Origin of the sequence: Nocardia sp. CA-129566 (genome assembly GCF_050956075.1) — a bacterium.
GTDB lineage: Bacteria > Actinomycetota > Actinomycetes > Mycobacteriales > Mycobacteriaceae > Nocardia.
Genome location: NZ_CP192085.1, coordinates 1,389,969 through 1,416,958 on the forward strand (window position 1 = coordinate 1,389,969; position 26,990 = coordinate 1,416,958).

Annotated in this window: 25 protein-coding genes; 17 read left to right on the forward strand and 8 right to left on the reverse strand. The window is 66.2% G+C overall.

Annotation, left to right across the window (positions count from 1 at the left end; all coding sequences use genetic code 11):
* The first annotated feature begins 436 nt into the window (after positions 1–436).
* Entirely contained in the window at positions 437–1,015 is a 579-nt protein-coding gene (locus tag ACQP0C_RS06335) for a hypothetical protein (RefSeq protein WP_433731440.1), read from the forward strand.
* Between the two features lie 47 nt (positions 1,016–1,062).
* Here the strand turns inward: ACQP0C_RS06335 and ACQP0C_RS06340 are convergent, their stop codons facing one another.
* A complete protein-coding gene (locus ACQP0C_RS06340) occupies positions 1,063–1,785 on the reverse strand; it encodes a uracil-DNA glycosylase (RefSeq protein WP_433731442.1) in 723 nt (240 codons plus the stop codon).
* A gap of 30 nt (positions 1,786–1,815) precedes the next feature.
* The gene (locus tag ACQP0C_RS06345; protein WP_433731444.1) at positions 1,816–3,105 is read right to left on the reverse strand and encodes a M20 metallopeptidase family protein; all 1,290 of its coding nucleotides are present in this window, start codon (positions 3,103–3,105) and stop codon (positions 1,816–1,818) included.
* Positions 3,106–3,347: 242 nt separating this feature from the next.
* Here ACQP0C_RS06345 and ACQP0C_RS06350 point away from each other — a divergent pair, with 242 nt between their 5' ends.
* The 7 genes from ACQP0C_RS06350 to ACQP0C_RS06380 all read left to right on the forward strand — a co-directional run bounded on the left by ACQP0C_RS06350 (position 3,348) and on the right by ACQP0C_RS06380 (position 11,599).
* The gene (locus ACQP0C_RS06350; RefSeq protein ID WP_433731446.1) at positions 3,348–3,791 is read left to right on the forward strand and encodes a GyrI-like domain-containing protein; all 444 of its coding nucleotides are present in this window, start codon (positions 3,348–3,350) and stop codon (positions 3,789–3,791) included.
* A gap of 64 nt (positions 3,792–3,855) precedes the next feature.
* Positions 3,856–4,290, forward strand: a complete 435-nt coding sequence (locus ACQP0C_RS06355) for an effector binding domain-containing protein (RefSeq protein WP_433682710.1) — start codon at positions 3,856–3,858, stop codon at positions 4,288–4,290.
* A 255-nt stretch (positions 4,291–4,545) separates the two neighbouring features.
* Positions 4,546–5,310 (forward strand): hypothetical protein, encoded by a 765-nt coding sequence (locus ACQP0C_RS06360; protein WP_433731448.1) that lies wholly within the window; start codon positions 4,546–4,548, stop codon positions 5,308–5,310.
* Positions 5,307–7,460, forward strand: coding sequence for an Rv1355c family protein (locus ACQP0C_RS06365; RefSeq protein WP_433731450.1), 2,154 nt, complete (start codon positions 5,307–5,309; stop codon positions 7,458–7,460). Before ACQP0C_RS06360 ends, ACQP0C_RS06365 begins: the two co-directional genes overlap by 4 nt.
* A gap of 67 nt (positions 7,461–7,527) precedes the next feature.
* The gene (locus tag ACQP0C_RS06370) at positions 7,528–9,342 is read left to right on the forward strand and encodes a putative bifunctional diguanylate cyclase/phosphodiesterase (protein ID WP_433734452.1); all 1,815 of its coding nucleotides are present in this window, start codon (positions 7,528–7,530) and stop codon (positions 9,340–9,342) included.
* A 135-nt stretch (positions 9,343–9,477) separates the two neighbouring features.
* Positions 9,478–10,605 carry a glycosyltransferase gene (locus ACQP0C_RS06375; protein WP_433731452.1) on the forward strand — a complete coding sequence of 376 codons (1,128 nt, stop codon included), beginning with the start codon at positions 9,478–9,480 and terminating at the stop codon, positions 10,603–10,605.
* A gap of 115 nt (positions 10,606–10,720) precedes the next feature.
* The gene (locus ACQP0C_RS06380) at positions 10,721–11,599 is read left to right on the forward strand and encodes an SDR family oxidoreductase (protein ID WP_433731454.1); all 879 of its coding nucleotides are present in this window, start codon (positions 10,721–10,723) and stop codon (positions 11,597–11,599) included.
* On the opposite strand, the gene soxR is transcribed toward ACQP0C_RS06380, so the two are convergent.
* Entirely contained in the window at positions 11,568–12,053 is a 486-nt protein-coding gene (gene soxR, locus ACQP0C_RS06385; protein WP_355176626.1) for a redox-sensitive transcriptional activator SoxR, read from the reverse strand. The genes ACQP0C_RS06380 and soxR overlap by 32 nt on opposite strands.
* Before the next feature lie 109 nt (positions 12,054–12,162).
* Between soxR and arcA the strand changes: the two genes are divergently transcribed.
* From arcA to ACQP0C_RS06400, 3 genes are all read left to right on the forward strand, one after another.
* Entirely contained in the window at positions 12,163–13,470 is a 1,308-nt protein-coding gene (gene arcA / locus ACQP0C_RS06390) for an arginine deiminase (protein ID WP_433734453.1), read from the forward strand.
* Positions 13,471–13,477: 7 nt separating this feature from the next.
* Positions 13,478–13,837, forward strand: a complete 360-nt coding sequence (locus ACQP0C_RS06395) for a GntR family transcriptional regulator (protein WP_433731456.1) — start codon at positions 13,478–13,480, stop codon at positions 13,835–13,837.
* Positions 13,838–14,035: 198 nt separating this feature from the next.
* Positions 14,036–15,340: an IS4 family transposase gene (locus ACQP0C_RS06400; RefSeq protein WP_433725082.1), complete on the forward strand. Its 1,305-nt coding sequence runs from the start codon at positions 14,036–14,038 to the stop codon at positions 15,338–15,340.
* 79 nt (positions 15,341–15,419) lie between these two features.
* Here ACQP0C_RS06400 and ACQP0C_RS06405 read toward each other — a convergent pair whose 3' ends face one another.
* Positions 15,420–17,021: a dolichyl-phosphate-mannose--protein mannosyltransferase gene (locus ACQP0C_RS06405; protein ID WP_433731458.1), complete on the reverse strand. Its 1,602-nt coding sequence runs from the start codon at positions 17,019–17,021 to the stop codon at positions 15,420–15,422.
* A gap of 239 nt (positions 17,022–17,260) precedes the next feature.
* On the opposite strand from ACQP0C_RS06405, the gene rsmI reads away from it, so the two are divergent.
* Both rsmI and ACQP0C_RS06415 read left to right on the forward strand, forming a co-directional pair.
* Positions 17,261–18,112 (forward strand): 16S rRNA (cytidine(1402)-2'-O)-methyltransferase, encoded by an 852-nt coding sequence (gene rsmI / locus ACQP0C_RS06410; RefSeq protein WP_433731460.1) that lies wholly within the window; start codon positions 17,261–17,263, stop codon positions 18,110–18,112.
* A gap of 87 nt (positions 18,113–18,199) precedes the next feature.
* The gene (locus tag ACQP0C_RS06415; protein WP_433731462.1) at positions 18,200–18,952 is read left to right on the forward strand and encodes an isocitrate lyase/PEP mutase family protein; all 753 of its coding nucleotides are present in this window, start codon (positions 18,200–18,202) and stop codon (positions 18,950–18,952) included.
* A 63-nt stretch (positions 18,953–19,015) separates the two neighbouring features.
* Here ACQP0C_RS06415 and metG read toward each other — a convergent pair whose 3' ends face one another.
* Positions 19,016–20,572, reverse strand: a complete 1,557-nt coding sequence (gene metG / locus ACQP0C_RS06420; RefSeq protein ID WP_433731464.1) for a methionine--tRNA ligase — start codon at positions 20,570–20,572, stop codon at positions 19,016–19,018.
* 184 nt (positions 20,573–20,756) lie between these two features.
* Between metG and ACQP0C_RS06425 the strand changes: the two genes are divergently transcribed.
* The 3 genes from ACQP0C_RS06425 (at position 20,757) to rsmA (ending at position 23,881) form a co-directional block, all read left to right on the forward strand.
* The gene (locus ACQP0C_RS06425; RefSeq protein ID WP_433731466.1) at positions 20,757–21,584 is read left to right on the forward strand and encodes a TatD family hydrolase; all 828 of its coding nucleotides are present in this window, start codon (positions 20,757–20,759) and stop codon (positions 21,582–21,584) included.
* A gap of 253 nt (positions 21,585–21,837) precedes the next feature.
* Positions 21,838–22,965 (forward strand): transglycosylase family protein, encoded by a 1,128-nt coding sequence (locus ACQP0C_RS06430; protein ID WP_433731468.1) that lies wholly within the window; start codon positions 21,838–21,840, stop codon positions 22,963–22,965.
* A 34-nt stretch (positions 22,966–22,999) separates the two neighbouring features.
* A complete protein-coding gene (rsmA, locus tag ACQP0C_RS06435; RefSeq protein ID WP_433731470.1) occupies positions 23,000–23,881 on the forward strand; it encodes a 16S rRNA (adenine(1518)-N(6)/adenine(1519)-N(6))-dimethyltransferase RsmA in 882 nt (293 codons plus the stop codon).
* A gap of 303 nt (positions 23,882–24,184) precedes the next feature.
* Here rsmA and ACQP0C_RS06440 read toward each other — a convergent pair whose 3' ends face one another.
* The 3 genes from ACQP0C_RS06440 to ACQP0C_RS06450 form a co-directional block, all read right to left on the reverse strand.
* Positions 24,185–25,081 carry a hypothetical protein gene (locus tag ACQP0C_RS06440; RefSeq protein WP_433731472.1) on the reverse strand — a complete coding sequence of 299 codons (897 nt, stop codon included), beginning with the start codon at positions 25,079–25,081 and terminating at the stop codon, positions 24,185–24,187.
* On the reverse strand, positions 25,081–25,287 hold the full coding sequence (locus tag ACQP0C_RS06445; protein WP_433731474.1) for a heavy-metal-associated domain-containing protein: 207 nt from the start codon (positions 25,285–25,287) through the stop codon (positions 25,081–25,083). Before ACQP0C_RS06445 ends, ACQP0C_RS06440 begins: the two co-directional genes overlap by 1 nt.
* 236 nt (positions 25,288–25,523) lie before the next feature.
* Entirely contained in the window at positions 25,524–26,129 is a 606-nt protein-coding gene (locus ACQP0C_RS06450) for a TetR/AcrR family transcriptional regulator (RefSeq protein WP_433731476.1), read from the reverse strand.
* A 72-nt stretch (positions 26,130–26,201) separates the two neighbouring features.
* Between ACQP0C_RS06450 and ACQP0C_RS06455 the strand changes: the two genes are divergently transcribed.
* The gene (locus ACQP0C_RS06455; RefSeq protein WP_433731478.1) at positions 26,202–26,975 is read left to right on the forward strand and encodes an SDR family oxidoreductase; all 774 of its coding nucleotides are present in this window, start codon (positions 26,202–26,204) and stop codon (positions 26,973–26,975) included.
* Positions 26,976–26,990 lie beyond the last annotated feature (15 nt).

The following is a 26,990-nucleotide window of genomic DNA, read 5'->3' on the forward strand; positions in this document are numbered from 1 at the left end:
GCAGGGTGCCGAAACACATTGCTGAGCAGGCGTTTTCGCCGGACATCGTTTCGGGAAGAGCTTACCGGCGCGGTTTGATCACGGTATGCCCGTACTTACGAACCTTCGGCCCGGCTCTTGTGGGAACCCTCCAAAGTTGCCGAAATCGGACGCGTCCGCGGCCGGATCGGGCATACTCTGCCGGTCCGTCGACCGGCGCGCGCTGGCCGATTCGGTCGCCATTACTCGGGCGGATGTGCAATCTTGTTATTGCACAACGGCATTGATAGGGCTGCTGGCCCGGCAAGTTTTGAAGGTCGCCCGAGCGGCACCGGCAAAGGGGTGTGGCGAGATCATGGTGTCGTCGAACGCAGCTGATTCCGGCGGCAATACCGCCGCGTTTCGCACCGGCATGCGCCGAAGCCGGAACCGTTCGGCCGACCCGCTATGGCCTGGGATGATCCCGCCCGGATCGGCGCCACGGGCCCTACCGGGCCCGCGCCAACCACGCCGGAAACGACGCCCGCGGCACCGGCCCTGGCTGGTCGGCAGCGCGGCATTCTTCGGGACGCTGGCGGCGGTGGCGCTGGTGCTGGTGTACACGGCCGAGGCGAGCAATACCCGGCAGTCGACGGCGACGATCACCGATCCGGTGCTCGGCGGCGGCCCGAACTGCGAACCGACCCGTACCGAACAACTGGTGCGCGGCAATGGCACGGGTTCGACCAAATCGGGTCCGGACGTGATTCTCGCCTTCCAATACGCCTACTACATAGCCCGGTCCGGCTCGGACGCCCGCGCGCTGACCAGCCCGGACGCCGGGGTGTCGGCCACCCAACTGATCGATGCCGGGATCAAATCCGTTCCGGTCGGCACCCAGCACTGCGTACTGATCACGCCGATGCTCGACGGTCGCTACGACGTCGTGATCACCGAGGTCCGGCCCGACTCGACGGTGCGTACGTACCGGCAGTTCGTGAGTGTCGCACCGCGCGAGGGCATCACCGTCATCACCAAGATCACGCCGCCGTCCTGATCCACGGTGCGGTTCGCCGAGCGGGCGCGCCGGTGCTCGGCGAAGGATCAGCTGCTGTCGGCAGGTAGGCCAGCGGTGCTGGCCGCCGCGGCAAGCACCGATTCGAGCATCTCGGGCGTGAGTCGGCCGGTGAAGGTGTTCTGCTGGCTGACGTGGTAGCAGCCGAACAGGTGCAGTGGTGCGCGACCGGCGGCGCTCGGCGTGAATACGACATGGGCGCCGTGTCCGAATTTGGGACGTGGGCGCGGCACGGTCCAGCCCGACGACGCGAGTGCGGGAAGCAGGGCCTGCCAGCCGAACGCACCGAGTGCCACCACCGCCCGCAAGGTCGGTGCGAGCAGGCCCAATTCGGTTTCCAGCCAGTGCCTGCAGCGGTCGCGCTCGTCGGGTGTGGGCTTATTGTCCGGCGGTGCGCAGTGCACCGGTGCGGTGACGCGCGCACCGATGAGCCGCAGTCCGTCATCGCGGTGCACCGCCGTCGGCTGATTGGTCAGCCCGACGTTGTACATGGCGGCATAGAGGAAATCTCCACTGCGGTCGCCGGTGAACATCCGGCCGGTCCGGTTGCCGCCGTGCGCGGCCGGGGCCAGGCCGACGATGAGCAGCCGAGCGTCATCCGGGCCGTAGCCGGGAACCGCCCTGCCCCAGTAGGTCTCGTCGCGGTAGGCCGCGCGCTTCTCCCTGGCCGCCCGTTCCCGCCAGGCGACCAGCCGCGGACAGGCGAAGCAGTCGGCGACCGCGGCGTCGAGTTGGGCGATGGTCTCGCACACGATAGGTATTCGATCACACAGTGCGGGTGGTCATTTGGGTGACAGCGCGCCGCTGAGATGGTCATATGCGACGTGCGCATGGAGCCGAACCCCGGTGACCAGTGGCCCGTCATCGGCATAGAAGTGCGGATTGTGGTTCATCGCCATAGCCCGGCCACCGGGAACGGGGACGGGCATGCCGGTTTTCGGGTCCAGTTCGCAATCCTGCACGCCGAGCGTCACATAGAGACCGCCGAATTTGTTGACGAACTCGGAGACGTCGTCATATCCCAGTGTCGGAATCGTCGGGGTGACCTTATCGGCCCCGGCCACGCGCCGCAATGTCGGCAGCCCCGCCTCGATCCACTCCTCGGCGTTGTGCACGGCGGGCACATCCTGGAGGTATTCGACTGTTGCCGAACAGTTGTAGGCCTGCGCCGAATGCGCCGCGAGAGTGTCGAGGCGCTTCTGGATATCGACCATATCGGTCTCGACGGCGCAGCGGATGGTGCCCCACAGCGTGACGGTCTGCCCGATGATATTGAACCGGCCCACATCCTGCACGTGGCCGATGGTGACGGTGCACGGATCGAATGCGCTGATCTGCCGGTAGAGCTGGCCGATGCCGGTGATGACCGCGCCAGCGGCGGGCATCGGGTCCACGCCCATCCACGGTGTCGACCCGTGCACCTGGTGGCCGGTGATGGTGATCTGCACCAGACAGGAGGCGCCGAACTGGTTGCCGATCCGATATCCGATGTAGCCCTTGGGATATGGCGTGACATGGCAGCCGAATGCCATGGTCGGGGCGGGATCGTCCAGTGCGCCTTCGGCGAGCATCTGCTTCGCGCCGCCCTGCTCGTCCACCGGCGGCCCCTCCTCGGCGGGTTGGAACACGAACAGCACCGTGCCGGGCAGCCGATCGCGCAAGCCGGTCAGTACCGAGGCCGCGCCCATCAGCATCGCGGTATGGCAGTCGTGGCCGCAGGCATGCGAGACCGGGAACGGTCCGCCGGGATAGTCGTCGTCCACCACCGTCGATGCGAAGTCGACACCGCACAGATCGGGTACCGGAAGCGCGTCGATATCGGCGCGCAGCGCGATCGTCCGGTCGCCGCCCGCGCCGCCGCGCAACACGCCGACAATGCCGTGTCCGGCGATGCCGATGCGCACCTCGTCCAGGTCGAGCGAGCGCAGGTGGTCGGCGATGAGTGCGGCGGTATTCGACTCCCGGTTGGACAGCTCGGGATGTTGGTGCAGGTGGTGTCGCCACTGGACGACCTGATCGGCCACTTCCGCCGCGCGCCTGTCCAATTCGTCGTAGATCGCGTCCGCGGTCATCTGAACTCCGTTCGTTGTGTCGGGAAGCCACACGATCAGCGATAGACGAGAACGGTCATGTCCACTATGCATCGATTGCCGATCGTTTGCCTTCAGGTCGCGCGACCAGTTCGACTGGCCGTGCGCGGCGGGTAACGACCCGGACATGTGAGCCTGGCCACCGGGGGCGAGTTGATAGCATGGCCTTTCTGACCGACCGGATGCGGGCAACGCCCCCGGATTCACCTCGAAAGAGTCTCTTCATGCAGTTTGAAATCGTCGAGCGAGACGAGATGTGGGTGGCCGGATTGCCGGTGCGCAGCCCAAAACGTGCGCTCGGGGAACTGCGTGACCACGATTTAGAGGCCGCGTGGGCAGCGGTACTGCATCAGGAACTCGGCGGCCCGCTGGCCAGCGCCTACACCGACTACAGCGGTGAACTCGGCACCTATAACACCCAGATCGTCGGCTACGAGTGCGCGGTCTTCGGCGATGTCACCCGCGGTCACCTGGTGGCGCGGCTGCCGCGCGGCACCTATGCCCGATTCTCCTCGGTCGGTAACTTTCCGCAGGTGATGACCGACCTGTGGACGCAGATCGCCTATGCCGAAGAGCACAACCAGATCAAACGCACCTACACCGGTGATTTCGAGTGTTATCCGCATGCGTACAAGATCGATCTCTACCTGGCGGTCGATGCGCGGTGAGTGAGCGCAGCGAAAAGACCATGGCACAGGTCATCTCGCGACGCAGTGGTAGCGAGGCGCGGTCATGACCTATGCGATCGTGGTGCGCCGCGAGGCCATCTACGGCGGCCTCGTGGTGCCGCGGGTGCGTCCGAGCTTCAAGGTCAGCAATAGTGATCTGATCGAATTCCTCAAGGATCGGCTGCGCGACCGCGCGGGCGCCGACCAGCTGATGTATACGGTCTACGTGCCGGATCCGGCCGGGAATTACAACGCTGTCGTGTGTTTCGAGTACTCGGATCCGAGTGCGGTTCCGGTTGGTGACGTGCTGGTCAAGGTACCCAAGGGTGTCTACGCTCGGTTCGAGCCGAACGGGGACTATCACGATCCGGTCGAGGATGTTTGGGCCCAGGTCGACGATGCGACGGCCTCCGCCGAGATCACTCGGGCCTACCGTGAAGAGATCGAGATCTGGCGCGGGCCGGAGTCGGTTGAACTGTTCATCTCCATCCTGGTTTGAGTTGCTGAACATTAGCTTCATCAGTACCGACTGGTCTCCCTATTCCATTCGATGGCTTGTTCGAGCGTTCTGACCTGCGGCGATTTGGGTGCGGCCGCTCAGTTTTCGGAAGATTAACCAGACATCTGGTCAATTCTTCTCGGATGACGGATACTGCCCTAGGCAAACTCACCTGATCGGCGAGTCGTCTGGTGAGTCGGCCGGACCGGCTCGATGACCGCGCGGATGCGCGGTAGCAAATGGAGTAGGAACACCATGACTGTCGAAACAATCGCAGTCGGCCCCGGGGGCACGCGCGATGCCGAGGTGTTGCGGTTTCGGGACATGCATTCCGGTTATGTCTTTCATGTCGCTACTCCGCAGGCTCATCCTGATCTGTGGCGCCGTTATCTGCGCGGTGCGCTGCAGGTTTACCGGCACTACGGCGTTGATCACGCTTTGGAATACGACGGGGTTGTCGACGGCCGTTCGACATCGTTGTTCTTCGCCGCCGTCGACTCGACCGGCGCGGTCGTCGCGGGATTGCGGGCACAGGGTCCCTACGGCGCCGCCGACGAGGTACGCGCCCTCGGCGCCTGGGCCGGTCGACCCGGCGCCGCCGAGTTGCGAGCGATGATTGCTGACCGGATACCAGAGGGGGTTGTCGAGGTGAAAGCGGTCTGGGTCGCACGGGCGGCCGAGCAGCGTGCCGCGCTCGTGGCCGCGATGTCGCGCTGTGTCGTGCACGCCGTGCGGCTGCTCGATGCCCGGTTCGGTTTCGTCACCACTGCCACGCGCAATATCGGCCTCTACCGCTCGAGTGGTGGATATGTCGCCGATCGGATACCGTCTGTGCCCTATCCCGACGACCGCTATCGGACCAGCCCGATGTGGTGGGATACCCGGACATATCGGTCATTAGCCACAAAATTGCAGAGTTCGTTGATCGCGCTGGAGCGTGCGGCGTTGGATGCTTGGCTGTCACCGCACGGTCGGGCTCCCTCGGGTGGATCAGGGATCGGAGGACTGGCGCAGGCATGAACGGTGACCTCACCGCGGAGCACCGCCCGTTGATTCTCGACGAGATGGCCGTAGCCGACGCGCAGATCCTCGTGCAATTGCGGAAATCGCCGCTGGTCCGCATTCACGACCTCCGTGATGTGCTGCGCGCCGAACTCGCCAAGGTGCGCAGGCCCCCGGCGGATCTCGGCGGCCCGGAAACCGACCGGTGGGTTTACTATCCGTGGCGGCGCACGCTGGTCGGGCTGCCCGGCGAAAAGGTTTATCGGGCAATCCGATTGGATCGCAATCAGAACAAGCTCACCCGCGCCGAACAGCTGCGCTGTGCCGATCAGACGATCGGGGTGGTCGGGCAGAGCGTCGGCCACGCGGTCGCCTACGCGCTGGCCCTGGAGGGCAGCTGCGGCGGGCTGCGCCTGGCCGATTTCGACGATATCGAACTGTCGAATCTGAATCGGGTGCCGGCCGGAATCTTCGATATCGGGGTGAACAAGTCGATCGTGACCGCGCGCCGGATCGCCGAACTCGATCCGTATCTGCCGGTCGAGGTCTACACCGCGGGCGTGGACGAGGACACCGTCGACGAATTCATGCAGGGACTATCGATCGTCATCGAGGAATGTGATTCGCTCGATATCAAGTTCGCGGTCCGGGAAGGCGCACGGCGCCACCGCATTCCGCTGCTGATGGATACCAGCGATCGCGGACTGTTCGACGTCGAGCGCTATGACCTCGAACCGGACCGTCCGCCATTCCACGGTCTGCTCGGCGCGACCGTCGGGGCGGATCTGCGCGGGCTGTCCACCAAGGACAAGGCGCCGCACGTCATGCGGATCCTGGATCCGAAGGAGCTCTCGGCCCGGATGGCGGCGAGTCTGGTCGAGATCGACGAAACCGTCACGACCTGGCCGCAGCTCGGCGGCGATGTGCAATTGGGCGCGGCCATCGTGGCGGCGGCGGTGCGCCGGATCGGGCTCGGACAGAAGCTGTCCTCGGGGCGGACCCGATTCGATCTGGAGCGCGGCCTCGACGAACTGGCCGAGCCGGAGCCCGGCTGCGAGAAGGTATCCGACGAATATCCGGCTCTGGAAGGTGTTGCGCCGGAATCGAATGGAACCGCCCTCGACATGGTGCTGGAATGCGCGCAGCGCGCCCCGTCGGGCGGCAATACCCAACCGTGGTCGCTGCGAGCCGAGGGGAACGACGTGCGCATCGAGCTCGCCCGAACCCGTTCGTCGGCACTGGATATCGGCTATCGCGGCAGCGCGGTAGCGATCGGTGCCGCGCTCTACAACGCCCGTACCGCGGCGGCCGCGCACGGCATACTCGGCGATTTCGAGTTCATCGAGGACAACGCCACCGCGCTGACCGCGGTGCTGCACCTCGGCGACGGCACCGATCCGGCGCTGGCCAGTGACTATCCGGACGCGCTCACCCGCGAGACGAACCGGCGCCTCGGCACGGCCGCACCGCTGGCCGACCACATCCTGCCCGCGCTGCGGGCCGCGGCCGCCGACGCGGACGGGATGGTCCGTGCCGTCACCACACCCGACCAACTCACGGCCGCGGCCGCGCTACTGTCCGAATCCGATCGCATCCGCTATCTGACCCCGCGCCTGCATCAGGAGCTGTTCGGCGAACTGCGCTGGCCCGGCGAGGATCCGCGCACCGGGATCGATATCCGGAGTATGGAATTGGCCGCCGACGAGCAGGCCAAGATCCGGATCGGTGTGCGCTCGGATGTCATGGATCGGCTGCGCGAATGGTCAGCAGGGACCGCGCTCGGCGAGTACACCCGGGACCGAGTGCGGTCGAGTTCGGCGCTGCTGGCGGTCACGTTCCCGCGTCGGTCCGGGGCCGCAGCGGTCTCACTGGCCGACTACGCGCGCGGTGGCGCGGCCGTGCAGCGGGTCTGGATCGAGGCGCAACGGCTCGGTCTCGCGGTGCAACCGGTCTCGCCGTTATTCCTCTATTCGCGGCACCCCGACGAGCTGAAAGGGATTTCCGAGGATTTCGCGGATACACTAACGTCACTTCAGGGCCGTTTCCTGGACCTGCTGGGAGTGCCTGGGCATGAGATCATGGCATTGGTGCTTCGCCTGAGCTATGCGGCAGCAGCCACGGTCCGCAGCAGGCGGCTTCCAGTGCCGGGCGCGGGCAACCGCAGCTAGCGCGATCGGAGAATAGGTGCCTCGGCGAACGCTCGACTCACTGGTGACCCAGGTCGCCTCGGAGTTGATGGGCGTCGACGCCACGACCATGGTGGCGGCGAGTGAACGTGTGCTGGCCAGATTGGTCGACCACTTCGACGTCGATTTCAGCTACCTACGCCATACCGATAGAGAGCAGCGGGCGACCGTACTCATCGCGGAGTGGCCGCACCGCGGTGATGTACCGGATCCGGATCCGCTGAAGATCGTGCATTTCGAGCATGCGGATTCGGTGTTCCGCGAATTGGAACACGCCACCGAACCGATCATTGTGCGGCCATCCCAGCAATCCGCCGACTATCAGGAGACCATCCGGCGCTCCTCCGGCATTCCACAGGTCGCCATGGCCGCCGTACCGCTGCTCTCCCGCGGCGAGTCGACCGGCGTGCTCGGATTCATCAAACAGGGCGATCGCGACTGGAGCACCAGGGAACTGAACGTGCTCAAGGCGATCGCCGCACTGTTCGCCCAGTTGCAGGCGCGCGTGGTAGCCGAGGAGCGATTACGTTATATCGCCCTGCACGACGATCTGACCGGGTTGGCGAACCGGCGGGCGCTGCTCGAGCACATGGAGGAGCGGCTGCGGCAGGGCAGTCCCGGCCCAGTGGCCGCATTCTTTCTCGATCTCGATCGGCTCAAAGCGCTCAACGATTTTCTGGGGCATACCGCGGGGGACAACTTCATTCGCACACTCTCCTCGCGGCTGCGCGAGAATCTCGATCCCAATGACATGATCGCCCGGCTCGGCGGCGACGAATTCGTCATCGTGCCCGCCAAACCGATGGACGCGGTGGCGGCCGAGTTGGAGGCGACGCGCATCCAGCAGCTCATCGGACGGCGGGTCACCGTTGGCGGGGAATCGGTCAGCCGCGGCGCCAGTGTCGGTGTCGCGGTGGGCATTCCGGGTGAGACCACGGTCGCCGATGTGCTGCGCCGGGCCGATCACGCGCTACTTTCGGCGAAGTCAGGTGGCGGCAACGGTGTCGCGGTCTTCACCGACGCCATGCGCGCGCAGTTCGAACTGCAGGACGATGTGGAGCTGAATCTGCGCGGCGCGGTCTCCGACGGATCGCTGCTGCTGCACTATCAGCCCGAGGTCGATCTGCGCACCGGCCGGGTCGTCGCGCTGGAGGCGCTGGTGCGCTGGTTGCATCCGACCAGGGGGTTGCTGCCGCCCGGTGCGTTCGTCACGGTCGCGGAGGCCACCAATCTCGCCGGTGAACTGGGGCGCTGGGTGATCCGCTCGGCGTGCGCGCAGTTCGCCGAATGGCGCAGGCGCGGCCTGGCGGCCAATGTGGTCATGCGGATCAATGTTTCGCCGGTTCAGCTGGTCAGCCTGGACTTCGTGGAGCGGATCGAGGACATGCTGCGGCTGTTCGGCATCGACGGCAGTTCGGTCTGTCTGGAGATCACCGAACATGTGGTGGTGCAGGATCTGGCGCGCACCCAGGTCACGTTGCGTGGGCTCAAGCGAATGGGTGTGCAGATCGCCATCGACGATTTCGGCACCGGCTACAGTTCGCTCTCGCATCTCAAGGCACTTCCGGTGGACGCGGTGAAGATCGACCGCGGGTTCGTGCAGCGCCTCGGCGCGAGCACCGACGATCTGGCGATTGTGAAGTCGATTATCGGGCTGGCCGGATCGTTCGGGCTCGGCGTGGTCGGGGAGGGCGTCGAGACGCCGGTGGCCGCGCGGACCCTGGTCGGATTGGGTTGTTATCGGGCCCAGGGGTTCCTGATCGCGCGGCCGATGCCCGCCGATGAGGTCGAGGCGCATCTGGCCGTCGGCCGGATCCAGTTGGATCTCGATCTGCCCCGTGCGGGCCGGGGTACCCGGGCCTGACCGGCTGGCTGTAGCCGCGTACCCGAGTATCGGATCGCGCCGGGCGTGGCCGTTAGCGGGGTCTTTCACGGGTGTTCATGCGCCGTTGGGCGCATGGGTTCCGGGGGGAACCCGTTTCGCTGCACGATCGGCGATGTGCGCATCGTGCAACTGGCGAACTTCTACGGTCCGCGGTCGGGTGGGCTGCGCACCGCATTGCATCATCTGGGTGAGGGCTATGTGGCCGCCGGGCACGAAGTGGTGCTCATTGTGCCGGGACCGCGTCGGGCGGAGGAGATACTGCCGACCGGTGCGGTGCGGATAACCCTGCCCGCCTTGGCGATTCCGTGGACCGGCGGATATCGGGCGGCGGATCCACGGCGGGTGGCCGATGTGCTGGCCGGGCTGCGGCCGGATGTGCTCGAGGTATCGGATCGGCTGACCCTGCGCGGCTTCGGGCGCTGGGCGCGCACCCGCGACGTGGCCAGCGTCATGATCTCCCATGAGCGCCTGGACCGACTACTCGGCCAGATCATGCCGAGGCCGGTGGCACGCCGCTGCGCCGATATCGCCAACCGCCGCACCGCCGACGACTACGACATCGTGGTCTGCACAACGGAATTCGCACGCGCGGAGTTCCTGCGCATCGATGCGCCCAATGTCGAACTGGTGCCGCTCGGGGTGGATCTGGAGCTGTTCAGTCCACGCCGCCGCGATTACCGACTACGTGCCGATCTCGGCGTGCCCGGACATCCGCTGCTGGTGCACTGCGGCAGATTGTCGGTGGAGAAGCGGGTGGATCGCAGTATCGAGGCCATCGGCGCGCTGCGTAAGGCCGGCGTGGAGGCCCGGCTGGTCGTGGCGGGGGAGGGCCCGCGGCGGGAGGCGTTGGAGCGTCGGGCGCGCGCGCTGCCGCCGCTGCCGGGCGGACTGCCCGCCGTGCACTTCACGGGATTCATCACCGATCGGGCGATGGTGGCCAGGCTGCTCGCCACCGCCGATGTTTCACTGGCACCCGGTCCGCACGAGACATTCGGGCTGGCCGCGCTGGAGGCGCTCGCCGCGGGCACGCCGGTGGTCGCGAGCCGGTCCTCGGCGCTCGCCGATATCGTGACCGCCGAATGCGGCGCGGTCGCCGCCGATCGGCCGTCCGCCTTCGCCCAGGCGGTCACCGATGTGCTCGCGCTGCCGACCGCCGGGCGTCGGAAGGCGGCGCGCACCCGGGCCGAGCAGTTCACCTGGCCGCGAGCCGTCGCGGGGATGCTGGCGGTGCTGGGGCGGTAGTCCGATATTTCGCTGTGCGGACGGCGCGGTTCCGAACTCTGAAACTTGTTCACCCGGGCTGCTGGGCCTCGCGAACGCCGCGTACCCTGCGGAGAACCGATTCATGATATTCGAGATGGGATCCGGTGTGCTTGGCTCTGGTCGCGGGAAGACGGTGCGGGACGCGAAGGTGCTCGTTACCGGGGCGGCCAGCGGAATCGGCCGGGCGACCGCACTGGCGTCGGCGAGGGCCGGAGCCGAACTGGTGCTCACCGATATCAACGCCGAAGGGCTCGAGGATACGGTGCGCACCATCAAGGAAGCGGGCGGTGTGGTCCTCGTATCGCGCGCCCTCGATATCACCGACTATGACGCGGTCACCGCTTTCGCGACCGATGTGCACGCCGAATTCGGCAGCCTCGATATCGTGATGAATATCGCGGGCACGTCCACCTGGGGCACGGTCGAGAATCTCGAGCATCGGCATTGGCGAAAGATGGTGGACGTCAACCTGATGGGCCCGATCCACGTGATCGAGAATTTCGTACCGCCGATGGTCCGCGCGAAACGCGGTGGGGCACTGGTGAATGTCTCCTCGGCGGCCGGAATCCTGGCACTGCCATGGCATGCCGCCTACAGTGCGGCCAAGTACGGCATCCGCGGCGTCTCCGAGGTTTTGCGATTCGACTTACAGCGCCACGGCATTTCGGTGCATCTGGTGGTGCCGGGCGCGGTGAATACGCCTTTGGTGCAGACCTACGAACTCGTCGGTGTGGACAAGAACGATCGCCGGATCCAGCGACTCACCACCGCGTTCACCAAACACGCCGTTACGCCGGAACATGTTGCGGCGGTGATACTTCGCGGTATCGAGCGCAATCAGTTCCTCGTCTACACCTCTTCCGATATCCGTTTCGCCTATTGGTGGGCACGCAAATTCGCCTACCCTTACGAATTCGTCATGCGCCGCATCGGCGATCGATTCAACAGGCTGCTGGTTTCGAAGGGCAGTTGAGCGTCACATCGAGTACCCGGGCACCGGGACCCTGCTCGCCGAGGCGGTCGTGTTCATTGACCAGTCGGCAGCTGCCGAGTGAGAGACAGCCGCAGCCGATGCAGCCGGTCAGGTTGTCGCGCAGGCGGGTCAGTTGGGTGATGCGGTCGTCGAGATCGGCGCGCCAGGTGGTGGACAGGGTTTCCCAGTCGCGTCGGGTCGGTGTGCGGCCCTCGGGGAGTTTGTCCAGGGCGGCGCGGATTTCGCTCAACGGAATGCCGACCCGCTGCGAGATGCGGATGAAGGCGACGCGGCGCAGCGTTTCGCGCGCGTATCTGCGCTGGTTTCCACTCGTGCGACGACTCGTGATGAGACCCTCGCGTTCGTAGAAGTGCAACGCGGAGACCGCTACTCCGCTACGCTCGGACAGCTGCCCGGGAGTCAGCTCCTTCGCCCGCCAATCGGTTGTCGACATCACGCTCCTCCATTCACCTGAACAATACTTCAGGTTAGGGTGTGCTGGGGTGAGAATCGGCTACACCCAATTGCGTGCCCTTACGCCCTCGGCGAACTACGGTCGGATCATGGGAGCAGACGCGGTGCGGGCGGGGCACGAAGGCGGTGCGGACGAAGCGGGCAGTGGGCTGGATGGCGTCGGTGAACCGGGCGGGCGGCTGGCGGTCACCTCCGAGGTCGGCACCCTGCGTACCGTGCTGTTGCATCGGCCCGGCGACGAGCTGCGCAGGTTGACTCCGCGCAATAACGATCAACTGCTCTTCGACGGCATCCCCTGGGTCGAGCGAGCCCAACAGGAGCACGACACCTTCAGCGGCGTGCTGCGCGAGCGCGGCGTCGAGGTGCTGCTGCTCGCGGATCTGCTCGCCGAAACCCTCTCGGTCAGCGGCGCCGCCCGCATCCAGGGCATCTCCGGGGCCGTCGACGCGCGCAAACTCGGGCATACCCTGGCCGACGAACTCGCGGCCTTCCTGCGTGGCGTCCGGGCCAGGGATCTGGCCAACATCCTGATGTCCGGTATGACCTTCGACGAACTGCCCTTCGGCGGTGACAACACCTCGCTGGTGCGGCGCATGCACCACGGCGCGGACTTCGTCATCGATCCGCTGCCGAATCTGCTGTTCACCAGGGATTCGTCCTTCTGGGTCGGCCCGCGGGTGGCGATCACCTCGCTCGCCCTGCCCGCCCGGATGCGCGAGACCTCGCTGACCGATCTGATCTATGCGTTCCATCCGCGCTTCCTCGGGGTGCGGCGGGCCTACGAATCGCATACCGCGCCGATCGAGGGCGGTGATGTGCTGCTGCTCGCACCGGGGGTGGTGGCGGTGGGCGTCGGGGAGCGCACCTCGCCCGCGGGCGCGGAAGCGTTGGCGCGCAGTCTGTTCGACGACGATCTCGCGCACACCGTGCTGGTCGTCCCGATCGCGCAGAACCGGGCGACCATGCACCTGGACACCGTCTGCACCATGGTCGATACCGATGCCGTCGTGATGTATCCGGCGGTCCGGGATTCGCTGTGCGCGTTCACGATTCATCGCGAGGACGACTATGGCGGGCGCAACGACCAGGCCAGGGTGAGCATGCGCGGTCCCGATCCGTTCCTGCCGGCGGCCGCCGATGCGATGGGCATCGGCAAGCTGCGGGTCATCGATACCGGACTCGATGTCGTCACCGCCGAACGCGAGCAGTGGGACGACGGGAACAACACCCTGGCGCTCGCGCCCGGCGTGGTTGTCGCCTACGAGCGCAACGATATGACCAATACCCGGCTCGAGGATGCGGGCATCGAGGTGCTGCGGATCCCGGGCTCGGAGTTGGGTTCCGGACGCGGCGGACCACGGTGCATGTCCTGCCCACTGTCGCGAGATGATGTGTGAGCCTGCGATGTTCACCATGACCGTTACCCATGATTCGTCGATTCCGCCCTATGAGCAGCTGCGGCTCGGTGTCATCGCGCAGGTGCGCTCGGGAGAGTTGACGGCGGGCACGAAGATACCGACCGTGCGCGCCCTCGCCGCCAAGCTCGGGCTCGCGCCGAATACCGTCGCGCGCGCCTATCGGGAACTCGAGGCCGACGGGGTGGTCGAAACCCGCGGCAGGCAGGGCTCTTTCATCGCATCCTCGGGTGATCCGACCAAGGATCTGGCGGGCCGTGCCGCGACCGATTACGTCGCCACCATTCGACGACTCGGCCTCGATGACGAAGCGGCGCTGCGGTACGTCAAGTCGGCTCTGGAGGGTTAGCCCCAATGCCGCTCACATAGGCCGGTGACCTGGCTGTCAAGTCGTGGTGGTGAGTGAGCAGGGGTTGCGAATTCGGTTGCGGTGCTGGGTGTCGTGAGATGAAAACAGCGGAACTCTAGTAGAGAAGGTTCGTCGGCCAAGACAATCCTTCAAGCTGGAGTTCCGCTGTCTGCTCAGTGTGTCATCAAACGTGAATCAGTGGTAGCCACAGGGGCTTTCGCACCCGGTCACCTGGGAGAACTGACCCGGATCATCCCGTTCGAGATGGTCGACGCGGTGCTGGAGTCGACCCGGGCGGTGCAGGCCAGGGTCCGGGCACTGCCGTCGCGGGTGGTGGTGTATCTGCTGCTGGCCGCAGTGTTGTTCGCCGAGCTCGGCTACGAGCAGGTGTGGGCGCGGATGACCGCGGGCCTGGCCGGTGTGCCGGTCGCCGATCCAGTGTCCTCGGCGTTGTCCCAAGCCCGCCGCCGGATCGGCATCGCACCGCTGCGTGCGTTGTTCGACCTGATCAAGGGCCCCGCAGCGGGTGCGGCCCGGTGGCGGGGCCTGCTGGTGTGCGCGATCGACGGCACCTCGATGTTCACCCCCGACAGCCCCGCCAACGTGGCCGCCTACGGTCACGCCGGCGGCGGCAACGGCCCGTCCGGGTATCCGATGCTGCGGCTGCTGGCCGTGGTCGCCTGCGGCACCCGCACCGTGATCGACGCCGTGTTCGGGACGCCCAGCGTCGGCGAGATCACCTACGCACCACCCCTGCTGGGCTGCCTGGGCAACGACATGCTGCTACTGGCCGACCGCAACTTCGCCGCCGCGGACCTCATCGGCGCCGTCGCGGGCACCGGAGCCGATCTGCTGTTCCGCTGCCGCAACAACCGGAAACTCCCCATGACCGGCCGCTGCGGCGACAACTCGTGGCTCACGCGGATCGGCACCACCACCGTCCGCGTGATCGCGGCGACCATCCTCGTCCACCAATCCGGCGGCCCTGCCCGCACAGAACGCTACCTGCTGATCACCACGTTGACCGACCACAAGCGTTACCCCGCACCCGAATTGGTGTCTTTGTATCACCAGCGATGGGAGATCGAAACCTCCTACCTGGAACTGAAATCCACCATCCTCGGTGGACGAGTACTGCGAGCCCGCACTCCCGACGGCATCGCCCAAGAGATCTACGCCCTGCTCATCACCTACCAAGCCCTGCGCATCGCCATCACCGATGCCACCGTCACCACCGGCACCACACCCGACCGAGCCAGCTTCAGCATCGCTCTCAACACCGCCCGCGACCAGCTCATACTCGCAGCCGGAATCATCGCAGGCACCACCATCGACCTCATCGGCACGATCGGCCACGCTGTGCTCGACCACCTCCTGCCCGCCCGCCGCCAGCGAACATGCCCCCGCATCGTCAAACGCGCAATCTCCAAACACCGCGCCAAAGGCAACATCGACCGAAACAGCTACAAGATCACGATCAACATCACGATCAACAGCGGTTGACGACAGCCCAACCGGCCTATGTGAGCGGCATTGGGGTTAGCCCTACCTGCGGGGCCCGTCGTCGGTCGAGACGGCAGCCTCAGCGCCAGCTGGGCAGCCAGAGATGGTCGTGCCAGTTGCCCGGGGTGATCGGAAGCGCGGTCAGGATCGGCCAGAGCCAGATGAAGTTGGCGATCACGAGCCCCAGATAGATGCAGACCGCGAGGAGCCCGAGGCTGCGCCGCTCGCTCGGTACCGCGGGCAGATAGGTGCCCGCGGGACTTCGCGGTATCGGCGTCGAGCGGGCGGGGCCGAGAATATCGCCGCAGACCAGCGCGATCCCCATCACCAGGAACGGGGCCAGCGGCACGGCGTAGAAGTAGTACATCTGCCGGTCGAGGGTGAAGAACCAGGGCACCAGTCCGGCGCCGTAGCCGGTGAGGATCGCGGCGTAGCGCCAGTCCCGGCGGACCACACCGCGCCACAGCATCCAGGCCAGCACCGGGAATGCGATCCACCAGATCGCCGGGGTGCCGATCAGCATGACGGCCTTCACGCACTGGGTTTGGCCGCAGCCGGTGACACCGTTGTCGGCGTAGTAGTAGAGCATCGGCCGCAGCCCCATCGGCCAGGTCCACGGCTTGGATTCCCAGGGATGATGGTTGCCCGCGGAATTGGTCAGGCCCTCATGGAAGCGCAGCGTCTCGCCGCTGTAGTACCACAGCGAGCGCAGGGCGTTCGGGAGGAACGACCACGGTCCGTCGCGACCGACCTGATTGCCGACCGCGTAGCGGAACACCCCGTCCTCACTGGCGAACCAGGCCCAGTAACTGGCCAGATACACCCCGAGCGGGATCAGAACGAGCGCGTACAGCGCGGGCCCGACATCGCGCACCGCGGTGCCGATCCACGGGCGGCGCACACCGTAGGTGCGCCGCGCCGACGCGTCGAAGCAGACGCTCATGATGCCGAACGCGAGGATGAAGTACATGCCGGACCACTTTGTGCCGCAGGAGAGTCCGAGCAGCACTCCCGCGCCGAAGCGCCACCAGCGCACCCCCAGTCGCGGACCCCATTCGCTCGCGTCGATGCGACCCTGGTAGTCCGCCAGGGCGATTCGGGCCCTGACCTCGTCGCGGTCCACGATGAGGCAGCCGAATGCGGCGGTGACCAGTACCGCCATGAAGATGTCGAGCATGCCGATGCGCGAGGAGACGAAGGTGAGTCCGTCGGCGATCAGCAGAATTCCCGCGATCGCGCCGATCATGGTGGAACGCGCCATCCGTCGCACGATCCGGATGACCAGCAGCACCAGCACCGTGCCCGCCAGCGCCGCGCTGAACCGCCAGCCCCAGCCGTTGTAGCCGAACATCCACTCGCCGATCGCGATCAGCTGTTTGCCGATCGGGGGATGCACCACCAGCCCGTACGCGGGATTGTCCTCGATACCGCCGCCGGTGAGGATCTGCCAGGCCTGCGGCGCGTAGTGCTTCTCGTCGAAGACCGGCGTGTACGCGTCGGTCGGATAGTCCAGCATGATGAACCGGGTCAGCGCCGCGATCACGGTGAGGACCGCGGTGACCACCCACCCCTGCAGCGTGTCGAGCGGCCCGAAATCGGGCGATGGCCGCAGTGGCGCGGGGCTCGACCAAGAGGGCACGGCCTTGGCTACGGTCGCGCGCTGGTCGGTCACCTGGGTCACGCCCCGATCGTATGCTGTGCGCGCCATCGAGACCCGCACCGGTTTGCGCGCCGCCACCCGAATCACACTCCCAGCCGCGGTCGAGGGGGTTGCGCGAGCACCACCCGCAGATCACGCCGCGGCGCGTCCGCCTGCGTGTCGGCATCGGTTGTGATTACCCGAGACGGGATCGGTTTTCGCATGATGACAGAATCTCGACCGGTGAAGGCAGCGAAGACCCGGGGACGCGGAGGACCGAGGTGACTGCGGGTCGGTTGGTACTCGCGGCGACGCCGATGGGGGATATCGGCGATGCGTCGCAGCGGCTGCGCGATGCGCTGGGATCCGCCGATATCGTCGCGGCCGAGGACACCCGGCGCACCCGCAGCCTGGCCAAGGCGCTCGGGGTGGAGATCACCGGACGAGTGGTGCGTTTCGACGATCATGTGGAAGCCGCGAAGATTCCGGCGCTGCTCGATGAGATCGACAGCGGTCGCACGGTGCTGTTGGTGACCGATGCCGGCATGCCGTCGGTGAGCGATCCGGGCTATCGCATGGTGGTCGCCTGTGTGCAGCGGGCGCTCCCGGTCACCTGCTTGCCGGGCCCATCGGCGGTGACCACCGCACTGGCACTGTCCGCGCTTCCGGTGGAGCGCTTCTGCTTCGACGGATTCGCGCCACGCAAATCCGGCCAGCGCCGGGAGTGGTTGCGCACCTTGCGCACCGAGCCGCGGGCCTGCGTATTCTTCGAGGCGCCGCACCGGCTGGCCGAGTGCCTGGCCGATGCGGTCGAGGTGCTCGGCCCGGACCGGCGCGCCGCCGTCTGCCGGGAACTCACCAAGACCTACGAGGAGGTCGTCCGCGGCACCCTCGGTGAACTCGCCGCCTGGGCGGTCGACGGGGCGCGCGGCGAGATCACCGTCGTCCTCGAAGGCGCGCGGCCGATCGAGGCCGATCCCGCCGACCTGGTCGAGGAGGTCGAATCGCTGACCGCCGAAGGCATTCGCCTCAAGGACGCCTGCGCGCAGGTGGCGGCGGAAACCGGGGTCTCGCGGCGCGAACTCTACGACGCCGTGCTGATTTCCCGCCGCAATGGCGGCGACAGCTCCTAGCGCGACGCGTCATCGCCGACACTCCCGGGCGACCGGATGGGGAGTGTCATAGTGCCATCGATCACCGTCGAGACGATGATCGGTGTCATGACCTCTTTGGAAAGCAAGGCGAAGGCGTTTCTCGAATTGCACATCCCCGGCGATCCCGGCGTCTTTCCGACGGTATGGGACGCATGGTCGGCGAATGTTGCTGTGTCGGCCGGATTTTCGGCGCTGACCCTGGGGAGTCATCCGGTTGCCGATTCGATCGGGCGCAGCGATAAGGAAGGTATGACGTTCGCGGAGCTGCTGACCCGGGTCCGGCAGATCACCGATGCCGTCGAAGTTCCGGTCTCGGTCGATATCGAATCCGGTTACGGGCTCGAGCCCGCGCAGTTGATCGAGGGTCTGCTGGAGGCGGGCGCGATCGGTCTCAATATCGAGGACACGGTGCACAGTGAGGGCGGTCGGCTGCGCACCCCCGAGGAGCATGCCGATCTGGTACACGGGTTGCGGCAGTTCGCCGATGCCGCGGGTGTGCACGTGGTCATCAATGCCCGCACCGACCTGTTCATGCGCCAGGACGGTGCCGACAGCGACCGCGTCGACCGGGCCATCGCGCGGCTGCGGCTGGCCGCCGAGGCGGGCGCGGACTCGCTGTTCCCGGCGGGTGTGCGCGCCGATGCCGATATCCGGCGGCTGACCGGTGAACTGCCGCGGCCGATCAGCATGGTCGGGGTGCCCGGCGAATCCGATCGGGCCGTGTTCGCCGATCAGGGCGTCGGCCGAATCAGCTTCGGGCCCCTGCTCCAGTGGGCGCTGACCACCGAGATCAACCGCCTGCTCGATCGCTGGAAGTAGGCGAATGCGAAGAGCCCCCGATCTTCTGCCGAAGTTCGGGGGCTCTGTCGTGCTCGGGCGGGGTTACTTCGGTTCGACGTACCGCGGGTAGACCGCCACCGGTTCCGGCAGCGGGGTGCCGGGGACCAGCGGCGTCGCGATATCGGCGAACGTCCGGTTCGGCGTGGTGAGCAGATCGAGGATCTTGCCCGCGGATTCGGGCATGACCGGCTGAACCAGGATGGCCACGATGCGCAGCAGTTCGATGGTCACGTACAGCACCGTGGCCTCGCGGGCCAGCGATTCCTCGGTGCCGGTCTTGGCCAGCGCCCACGGGGCCTCGGCGGAGAAGTATTTGTTCGCCTCGCCGAGGGTCAGCCAGATCGCCTCCAGCGCCAGATGCATTTGCTGGCTGTCGAATTCGGTGCGGCAGCGTTCCAACAGCTCGTTCGCGCGGTCGAGCAGGGCACGGTCGGCGTCGGTGAATTCACCCGGCGTCGGCACCACGCCGCCGCAGTCGCGTGCGACCAGCTTCAGGCTGCGCTGCACCAGATTTCCGAATTCATTGGCCAGATCGGTGTTGATCCGCCCGACGATCGCCTCGTGGCTGTAGCTGCCGTCCTGACCGTAGGAGATCTCGCGCAGCAGGAAGAAGCGCAGCGCGTCGACGCCGTATTCGTCGACGAGCGCGAGCGGGTCGACCACATTGCCGACCGACTTGGACATCTTCTCGCCCTTGTTGTACAGGAACCCGTGCACGAAAACGCGTTTCGGCAACTCGATCCCGGCCGACATCAGGAACGCGGGCCAGTACACGGTGTGGAACCGGGTGATGTCCTTGCCGATGATGTGCACGTCGGCGGGCCAGAACTTCTGGAACGCAGCCGCTTCGGTATCCGGGAAGCCGACGCCGGTGATGTAGTTGGTGAGCGCGTCCACCCATACGTACATCACGTGATCGGGATGGCCGGGCACCGGCACGCCCCAGTCGAAGGTGGTGCGCGAGATGGACAGGTCCTTCAGACCCGCCTTCACATAGCTCACCATCTCGTTGCGAGCCGTTGTGGGCGCGATGAATTCGGGATGTTCGTCGTAGAGCGCGAGCAGCTTGTCCTGGTAGTTCGACAGGCGGAAGAAGTAGTTCGACTCCTCGGTCCAGGTGACCGGCGTCTTCGACTCGGTCGAGATCCGGGTGCCGTCCTCGAGCAGCGTCGTCTCTTCCTCGGTATAGAACGCCTCGTCGCGCACCGAATACCAACCCGAGTAGTTGTCCAGGTAGATATCGCCGTTGGCGAGCATCCGCTCCCAGATCGCGACGCTGGCCACCTGGTGATCGTCGTCGGTGGTGCGGATGAAGCGGTCGAAGGACACATCGAGTGTCTTGTCCATCGCCTCGAACACGTCGGAGTTGCGCGCGGCGAGTTCCTCCACCGGCACGCCCTCGGCGACCGCGGTCTGCTGCATCTTCTGCCCGTGCTCATCGGTACCGGTCATGAAGAAGACGTCATATCCGTCGAGCCGCTTGAAGCGGGCGAGGGCGTCGGACGAGATGTACTCGTACGCGTGCCCGATATGCGGCGCACCGTTCGGGTAGGCGATGGCCGTGGTGATGTAGAAGGCGGGGCGGTCAGCTGCGCTCATGCCTGCGCCTCGCTGACGCTCGGCTTCGGCATGACCGCACTGGCGGCTGTGTTGATTGATCGCTCGCTTCGCTCGCTCATGGTGCATCTACTGTAGTGCGCGTGGATTCCGCCGCTCACGTGAATATCCCCGGAGACGATGACCGCCGCCAGGTGTCGGTGTACTGCCGTGCCGGAGCCTGCCGATGAACGCCAAGCGGGCAGCGCCGGAATTGCCGGAACCGCTCGCGCCGCTGGTGGACGCGCACACGCATCTGGATGCCTGCGGGGCGACCGATGCGGAGTCGACGGCCGTGGTCGTGGACCGTGCGGCCGCGGTCGGTGTCGGCCAGGTGGTCACCGTCGCCGACGATCTGGCCGCCGCGCAGTGGGCCGTACAGGCCGCGAACTGGGACCGCCGGGTCTTCGCGGCGGTCGCGCTGCATCCGACGCGGGCGAATGTGCTCGATGACGCGACCAAGGCCGAGCTGGAACGCTTGGCCGCCGATCCGCGCGTCGTCGCGATCGGAGAGACCGGACTCGACTACTACTGGCCGGGCAAGCTCGAGGGCTGCGCCGATATCGAGGATCAGGTCGAGGGCTTCCGCTGGCATATCGACCTGGCCAAACGCCTGCGCAAACCGCTGATGATCCACAACCGCGAGGCCGACCACGATCTGCTGACGGTACTGCTGGACGAGGGCGCGCCGGAAACCGTGATCTTCCATTGCTTTTCCTCCGACGCGAATATGGCGATGTCGTGCGTGGCCGAGGGCTACATCCTCAGCTTCTCCGGCACGGTGAGTTTCAAGAACGCCCATGAATTGCGTGAGGCCGCCAAGGTGGTGCCCTACGACCAGATTCTGGTGGAGACCGATGCGCCGTATCTGACCCCGCATCCGTTCCGCGGTGCGCCCAATGAACCGTATTGCCTGCCCTACACCGTGCGCGCCCTCGCGGAATTGCGTGAACAGGACCCGGTGGAGCTCGCGAAAATAACCACCGCGAACGCCCGCCGCATTTACGGTATCTGAATCGTTTGCATTTCTGTCCAAGTCGAACGGGAGTTATGGCGGCATCGCGTGAGTAGCCGTTTCCGCGATCTTGTTCCGACAAAGCCTCCGCCAATGTGCAAGGGGGCTGGATCGGTGTGTGTGTTCTAGGTCACTTCGCTCGGTGCGTTTTGTGATTTACCTGCGGCGTCGATATTGATTTGTGATATTGAAACCGGCCGCTCGTAAGTCTGCGGTTGTCGACCCCTGACCCGTTCGTTATCGTACTGTGACCATGTCTCCATTCACGAGGATCAACCAGTCCCGCTCGCCGCTGCTGTACGCGGCGGTCGCGGCGCTGCTGGTGACACTGATCGTCGGTGCCGCGATGGCGATCGTGAACCGCAAGACGGTCACGGTCGTCGTGGATGGCGAACAGATGACACAGACCACCATGTCGCCCAATGTCGGCGGAGTGTTGAAGGCCGCGGGGTTCGATGTGAACGATCGCGACCTGGTCCGGCCCGCGCTGGCCGCGGCGATTACCGATGGCGCCACCATCACCTTGAACCGGGCCCGGGAGGTCGCGCTGTCGCTGGACGGCAAGGTCGAGAAGGTGTGGTCCACCGGGCTGACCGCGGGCGATGTGGTCGATCAGCTGCACCTGCCGCGCGAGGTGTACGTTTCCCCGGCGCGCACCGAGCGGCTGCCGCTGGAGGGCGCGGCATTGCAGGTCGCCAGCCCGCGCTCGGTATCGCTGCTCGACGGCATCGGCAATTACCTCGACGTCCGACTGGCTGCGCCGACCGTCGGTGACTTCCTTGCCGTCGCGGGCATTCCGCTGATCCAGCAGGACAGTGTCGAGCCCGCGCCGACCACCCCGCTCACCGACGGTCTGCGCATCGTGGTGACCCGTAAGCGCATCGAGAACAAGGTCGAGACGATGCCGCTGGATCCGCCGGAGAATGTGATCGAGGATCCGACCATGAATATGAGCCGGTCGGTGGTGGAGAGTCTGGGCGAGCCCGGGGTGCAGGACGTCACCTTCGCGGTCACCATGGTCAACGGCCAAGAGGTGAGCAGGCAGCCGGTCTCCACCAATGTCACGGTGACTGCTCAACCCAAGACCGTCCGCAAGGGCGCCAAGCCCGGCACCGAGGTACCGGCCGTGCGCGACGGCGCGATCTGGGATGCGCTGGCCCGCTGCGAATCCACCGGCAACTGGGCCATCAATACCGGCAACGGCTACTTTGGCGGCATCCAATTCGACCAGGGCACCTGGGAGCGTCAGGGCGGACTGAAATACGCCCCCCGCGCCGACCTCGCCACCCGCGAAGAGCAGATCGCCATCGCCGAAGTCACCCGCGCCCGCCAGGGCTGGGGCGCTTGGCCCGCCTGCACCAGCCGCCTCGGCATCGGCTGAGTCCCGCTCGCAACGGGTTGATACGTTGTCGGACGTGTCCGAACCCGATATTTCCGCTCGTGGGAGCGCTGCCCTACTCGGGCCCGCCGAGGTGCGGGCACTGGCGGAACGGCTCGGCGTGCGCCCGACCAAGCAGCTCGGGCAGAACTTCGTGCACGATGCCAATACGGTGCGGCGCATCGTCGCGGCCGCGGGGGTCGGGCGCGGGGATACGGTGCTCGAGGTCGGGCCCGGGCTCGGCTCGTTGACATTGGCGCTGCTCGATGTGGTGGAGTCGGTCGTCGCGGTCGAGATCGATCCGGTTCTCGCGCGGCATCTTCCGATGACTGTCGCGGACCGTGCGCCGGAATTGACCGGGCAGCTGACCGTGGTCGAGGCCGATGCGCTGCGGGTGCGCGCGCGGGACCTGCCGGTTTCACCGTCCGCGTTGGTTGCGAACCTGCCGTATAACGTGGCCGTGCCGGTGCTGCTGCATCTGCTGGCCGAATTGCCCAGCATCACAACCTCATTGGTGATGGTGCAGGCGGAGGTGGCCGATCGCCTCGCCGCCGAGCCGGGCGGCCGCATCTACGGCGTCCCCAGCGTCAAGGCGGGCTTCTTCGGCACCGTGCGCCGCGCGGGTGCGGTCGGCACCCAGGTCTTCTGGCCGGTGCCGCGCGTCGAATCCGGTCTGGTCCGCATCGAGCGCTACGCCGAACCGCCGTGGCCGATGGACGAAGCGCATCGCCGCCGGGTGTTCGAGGTCATCGACGCCGCCTTCGCCCAACGCCGCAAGACCCTACGCGCTGCACTCGGCACCTGGGCAGGCTCACCGGCCGAGGCCGAACGCCGCCTGCTGGCCGCCGGAATCCCCCCGACCGCCCGCGGCGAAACCCTCGACACCGCAGCCTTCGTCCGCCTCGCCGCCCAAGCGTAACCCCGTCTCGGGCAGTGCGTTCGGCTGATCGGATGCCGCTCGTGAATCGTGATGGGCGGACTGGTCGGTTTCTATTGCTGGTGTGGCGAGAGGGTGCACGGCGTCGTCAATGCCGCTACCTGCAGAATCAGCTGCCGTGTCGAAACGGATTGTGGATAGCAAACTTTTGTCTTTGCCGAGACGAATGTGGCAGGCGCCGTGACCCATCGAATTCGGCTGGGCCGCCGCACGGCACGCATTGCACGGATTGCGCAGGTCAACGCACCGATTGTCGGCTCGATCGAGGCCGATCGGCGGCTGCGGTCAGGGGTGACCGGCATCCGAGTGATGTGCGCCATTGGATGTGGATGGTGCTGTGGATGATTCGGCGCGCACAGTGAATTGCGCGGTGTGCACGAAACCGCCGTGGGAGAAGTCTAGATACAGCCGATATGCGCCCGCACTCGGGGCCTGTGCATGGAAGGTGACCTGCGGACCGGCTGGCGTGCGGCCGATTTCGCCTTGCGGATGGACGTGCAGGTAGGCGAGGTCGTTGGCGCGCAATGCGACCAGATGCGCGTACGCGCCGAGGTACGGTTCGAGATCGGTCACCGGTGCGCCGTCGCGCGTCACGGTGAAACGCAGTTCGCTGCCCGCGGTGATCAGATCGCCGGTCATGCGCCACTGGTAGCCGTCCACCGTGGCCGACCGCGATTCGGACGGAAGCGGTTGTGTCGTAGCCGTTCCCGCGACCGTGACGGTGCGGCTCAGGACCAGATCGCCCGGACCTTGTTCCGGGACGAAATCGGCGAAGACGCGATAGGAGCCGGGCGCCGCCCAGGTCCAATCGATCGACCAGGTGCCCGTGTCGTCCATGGTCGGATGCACATGCCGGTATCCGGTGGTGTCCGACCGGACCACGATCAGGTGCAACTTCTTATCGTGCTGTGTGGTGAATCGAGTGACCGGCGTCGCGTCCGGTCCGGTGATCCGAAAACGCAGGGCCCCGGCTTGATTCGGCTCCGCGGGCGCGGTGAGGTCGGCCAGGGTGTAGCCGGATCGTGAATCCGACAGCCCGGTGTCCTGTTCGGTGTGCGCCATCGCGCCGTGGTCCGGCGCCGACCCGGTCGGCTCGCCCACCAGGGCGCCGATTCCGAGTGCGACACCGAACAACGCGACCAGTCCGCCACCGACCGCGGCGAACTTCAGCCGGTCCTGCATCAGACGGCGACCTCGTACCCCGCCTCGTCCACGGCGGCGACGATATCGGCATCGGCGAGCGGTGCGGCGCTGTCCACCCGGACGGCGCCCGTGGCGAGGTCGACATCCACGCTGGTCACGCCATCGATCTTGCCGATCTCCGTCTTGACCGAGTTGACGCAGTGTCCGCAGGTCATCCCCGTGACGGTGTAGGTACTGGTGGCCATGTCCGACTCCTTCGCTCGCATTCGATCATACGGTGCAGGGGTATCCCCAACGCACAATGAAACATACCCCCCATGGGTATCGGGCGCAAGTGTGGATCGCCCGATCTGTCGACTGGTCGTTCCGGAAGTTCGGATAGTTCCCGTAGTCCAGTTGTTTTCGGATGTGTCCGCGGCTCTGGTCGCTGCCGATTCGGACTCGACAGCGGTCGATCGCGTCAGGTCCACCGACGGCGTGTTCACGCGGGAATGTCGGAAGGCCAACCGTGCATGGCCATTTCGGCGACCCGCTCCAACTGGGCGGGACTCGCGCCATCTCGGGCCGCCTGCGACATGCCCTGCATAATCGTGCCCACATAGCGTGCGAGCGTGGCCGCATCGGCCTTCAGCGGCAGCAAGCCCGCATCGATATCGGCTTGGATGCGCGTGGCGAAGCCCTCCATATTTCGATTGCGGATTGTGCGCAGCATCTCGGCGATCTCGGTGCTGGTGGTGTTGAGTCCCGCGCTCATCACCAGGCAGCCGTGCGGGCAATCGGCCCGGGTGTACTCGGTCGCCGCCTCGCGCAGCATGCGGCGCACCGCGGCCTCGGCCGTCGGCTCCTCGGCGAGGGCGCGCGGGATGAATGCGCCGTAGCGCGTGCCGAATACCTGTACCACCTCGTCGAACAGCGTCGCCTTATCGCCGAATGCGGCGTAGAGGCTCGGCGCTCCGATGCCCATCGCCGCGGTCAGATCGCCGATCGAGGTCGCCTCATAGCCGCGCGCCCAGAACAGTCGCAGTGCCTTTTCCAGCGCGGCATCCCGGTCGAACGAGCGGGGGCGTCCCCTGGTCGGTGCACTCATCCGGCCATTCTATAGCGGTCGCTAGATAATGTGCTAACGTCCGTTCTGTAGTGATCGCTAGAGAAAGGACAGATGATGGGTGCACAGCTGCAAACCGGTCGGCTCGACGGCAAGACGGCACTGGTCACCGGTGGCAGTCGCGGTATCGGTCGGGCCATTGCGCAACGGCTGGGCCGAGAGGGTGCGCGCGTCGCCGTGCACTACAACGGCAATGAGCAGGCGGCGAAGGAGACCGTCGCCGCCATCGAGGCGGCGGGCGGTTCGGCATTCGCGATCCGGGCCGAACTCGGCGTGCCCGGTGATGCCGCGGCACTGTGGTCCGCATTCGACGCACATGCCGACGGTGTGGACATCATCGTCAACAACGCGGGCATCGACGGCATCCGCGAACCGATCGGCGGTACCGATGAGGCGGCCTTCGACCGGCTCTTCGCCGTCAATGCGAAGGCGCCGTTCTTCGTTACCAGGCTGGGGCTGGACCGACTGCGCAGCGGCGGGCGCATCATCAATATCTCCACCGGCCTCACGCACGGGGCGCGAATGCCGCAGCTGATCGCCTACACGATGACCAAGGGCGCCATCGACACGTTCACCCAAACGCTGGCAAAGGAACTCGGCGCGCGCGGCATCACCGTGAATGCCATCGGGCCCGGCGTGATCGATACCGATATGAACGCGAACTGGCTGCGCAATGACGAGACCGAGGCATTGGTCGCCGGATGGTCGCCGTTGAACCGGGTCGGCCAGGCCGAAGACGTCGCCGATATCACGGCCTTTCTCGCCTCCGACGACTCGCGCTGGGTTACCGGACAGTGGATCGATGCCACCGGCGGGGCGCTGTTGTAACCGTCCGACACATGG

Bases quoted from the DNA above. Each gene is read 5' to 3' on its own strand.
- ACQP0C_RS06335 (WP_433731440.1), top strand. From the start codon at position 437: ATGATCCCGCCCGGATCGGCGCCACGGGCCCTACCGGGCCCGCGCCAA.
- ACQP0C_RS06345 (WP_433731444.1), bottom strand. From the start codon at position 3,105: ATGACCGCGGACGCGATCTACGACGAATTGGACAGGCGCGCGGCGGAA.
- ACQP0C_RS06350 (WP_433731446.1), top strand. From the start codon at position 3,348: ATGCAGTTTGAAATCGTCGAGCGAGACGAGATGTGGGTGGCCGGATTG.
- ACQP0C_RS06355 (WP_433682710.1), top strand. From the start codon at position 3,856: ATGACCTATGCGATCGTGGTGCGCCGCGAGGCCATCTACGGCGGCCTC.
- ACQP0C_RS06360 (WP_433731448.1), top strand. From the start codon at position 4,546: ATGACTGTCGAAACAATCGCAGTCGGCCCCGGGGGCACGCGCGATGCC.
- ACQP0C_RS06365 (WP_433731450.1), top strand. From the start codon at position 5,307: ATGAACGGTGACCTCACCGCGGAGCACCGCCCGTTGATTCTCGACGAG.
- ACQP0C_RS06370 (WP_433734452.1), top strand. From the start codon at position 7,528: ATGGGCGTCGACGCCACGACCATGGTGGCGGCGAGTGAACGTGTGCTG.
- ACQP0C_RS06380 (WP_433731454.1), top strand. From the start codon at position 10,721: ATGGGATCCGGTGTGCTTGGCTCTGGTCGCGGGAAGACGGTGCGGGAC.
- soxR (WP_355176626.1), bottom strand. From the start codon at position 12,053: ATGTCGACAACCGATTGGCGGGCGAAGGAGCTGACTCCCGGGCAGCTG.
- arcA (WP_433734453.1), top strand. From the start codon at position 12,163: ATGGGAGCAGACGCGGTGCGGGCGGGGCACGAAGGCGGTGCGGACGAA.
- ACQP0C_RS06395 (WP_433731456.1), top strand. From the start codon at position 13,478: ATGTTCACCATGACCGTTACCCATGATTCGTCGATTCCGCCCTATGAG.
- ACQP0C_RS06415 (WP_433731462.1), top strand. From the start codon at position 18,200: ATGACCTCTTTGGAAAGCAAGGCGAAGGCGTTTCTCGAATTGCACATC.
- metG (WP_433731464.1), bottom strand. From the start codon at position 20,572: ATGAGCGCAGCTGACCGCCCCGCCTTCTACATCACCACGGCCATCGCC.
- ACQP0C_RS06425 (WP_433731466.1), top strand. From the start codon at position 20,757: ATGAACGCCAAGCGGGCAGCGCCGGAATTGCCGGAACCGCTCGCGCCG.
- ACQP0C_RS06430 (WP_433731468.1), top strand. From the start codon at position 21,838: ATGTCTCCATTCACGAGGATCAACCAGTCCCGCTCGCCGCTGCTGTAC.
- ACQP0C_RS06440 (WP_433731472.1), bottom strand. From the start codon at position 25,081: ATGCAGGACCGGCTGAAGTTCGCCGCGGTCGGTGGCGGACTGGTCGCG.
- ACQP0C_RS06445 (WP_433731474.1), bottom strand. From the start codon at position 25,287: ATGGCCACCAGTACCTACACCGTCACGGGGATGACCTGCGGACACTGC.
- ACQP0C_RS06450 (WP_433731476.1), bottom strand. From the start codon at position 26,129: ATGAGTGCACCGACCAGGGGACGCCCCCGCTCGTTCGACCGGGATGCC.
- ACQP0C_RS06455 (WP_433731478.1), top strand. From the start codon at position 26,202: ATGATGGGTGCACAGCTGCAAACCGGTCGGCTCGACGGCAAGACGGCA.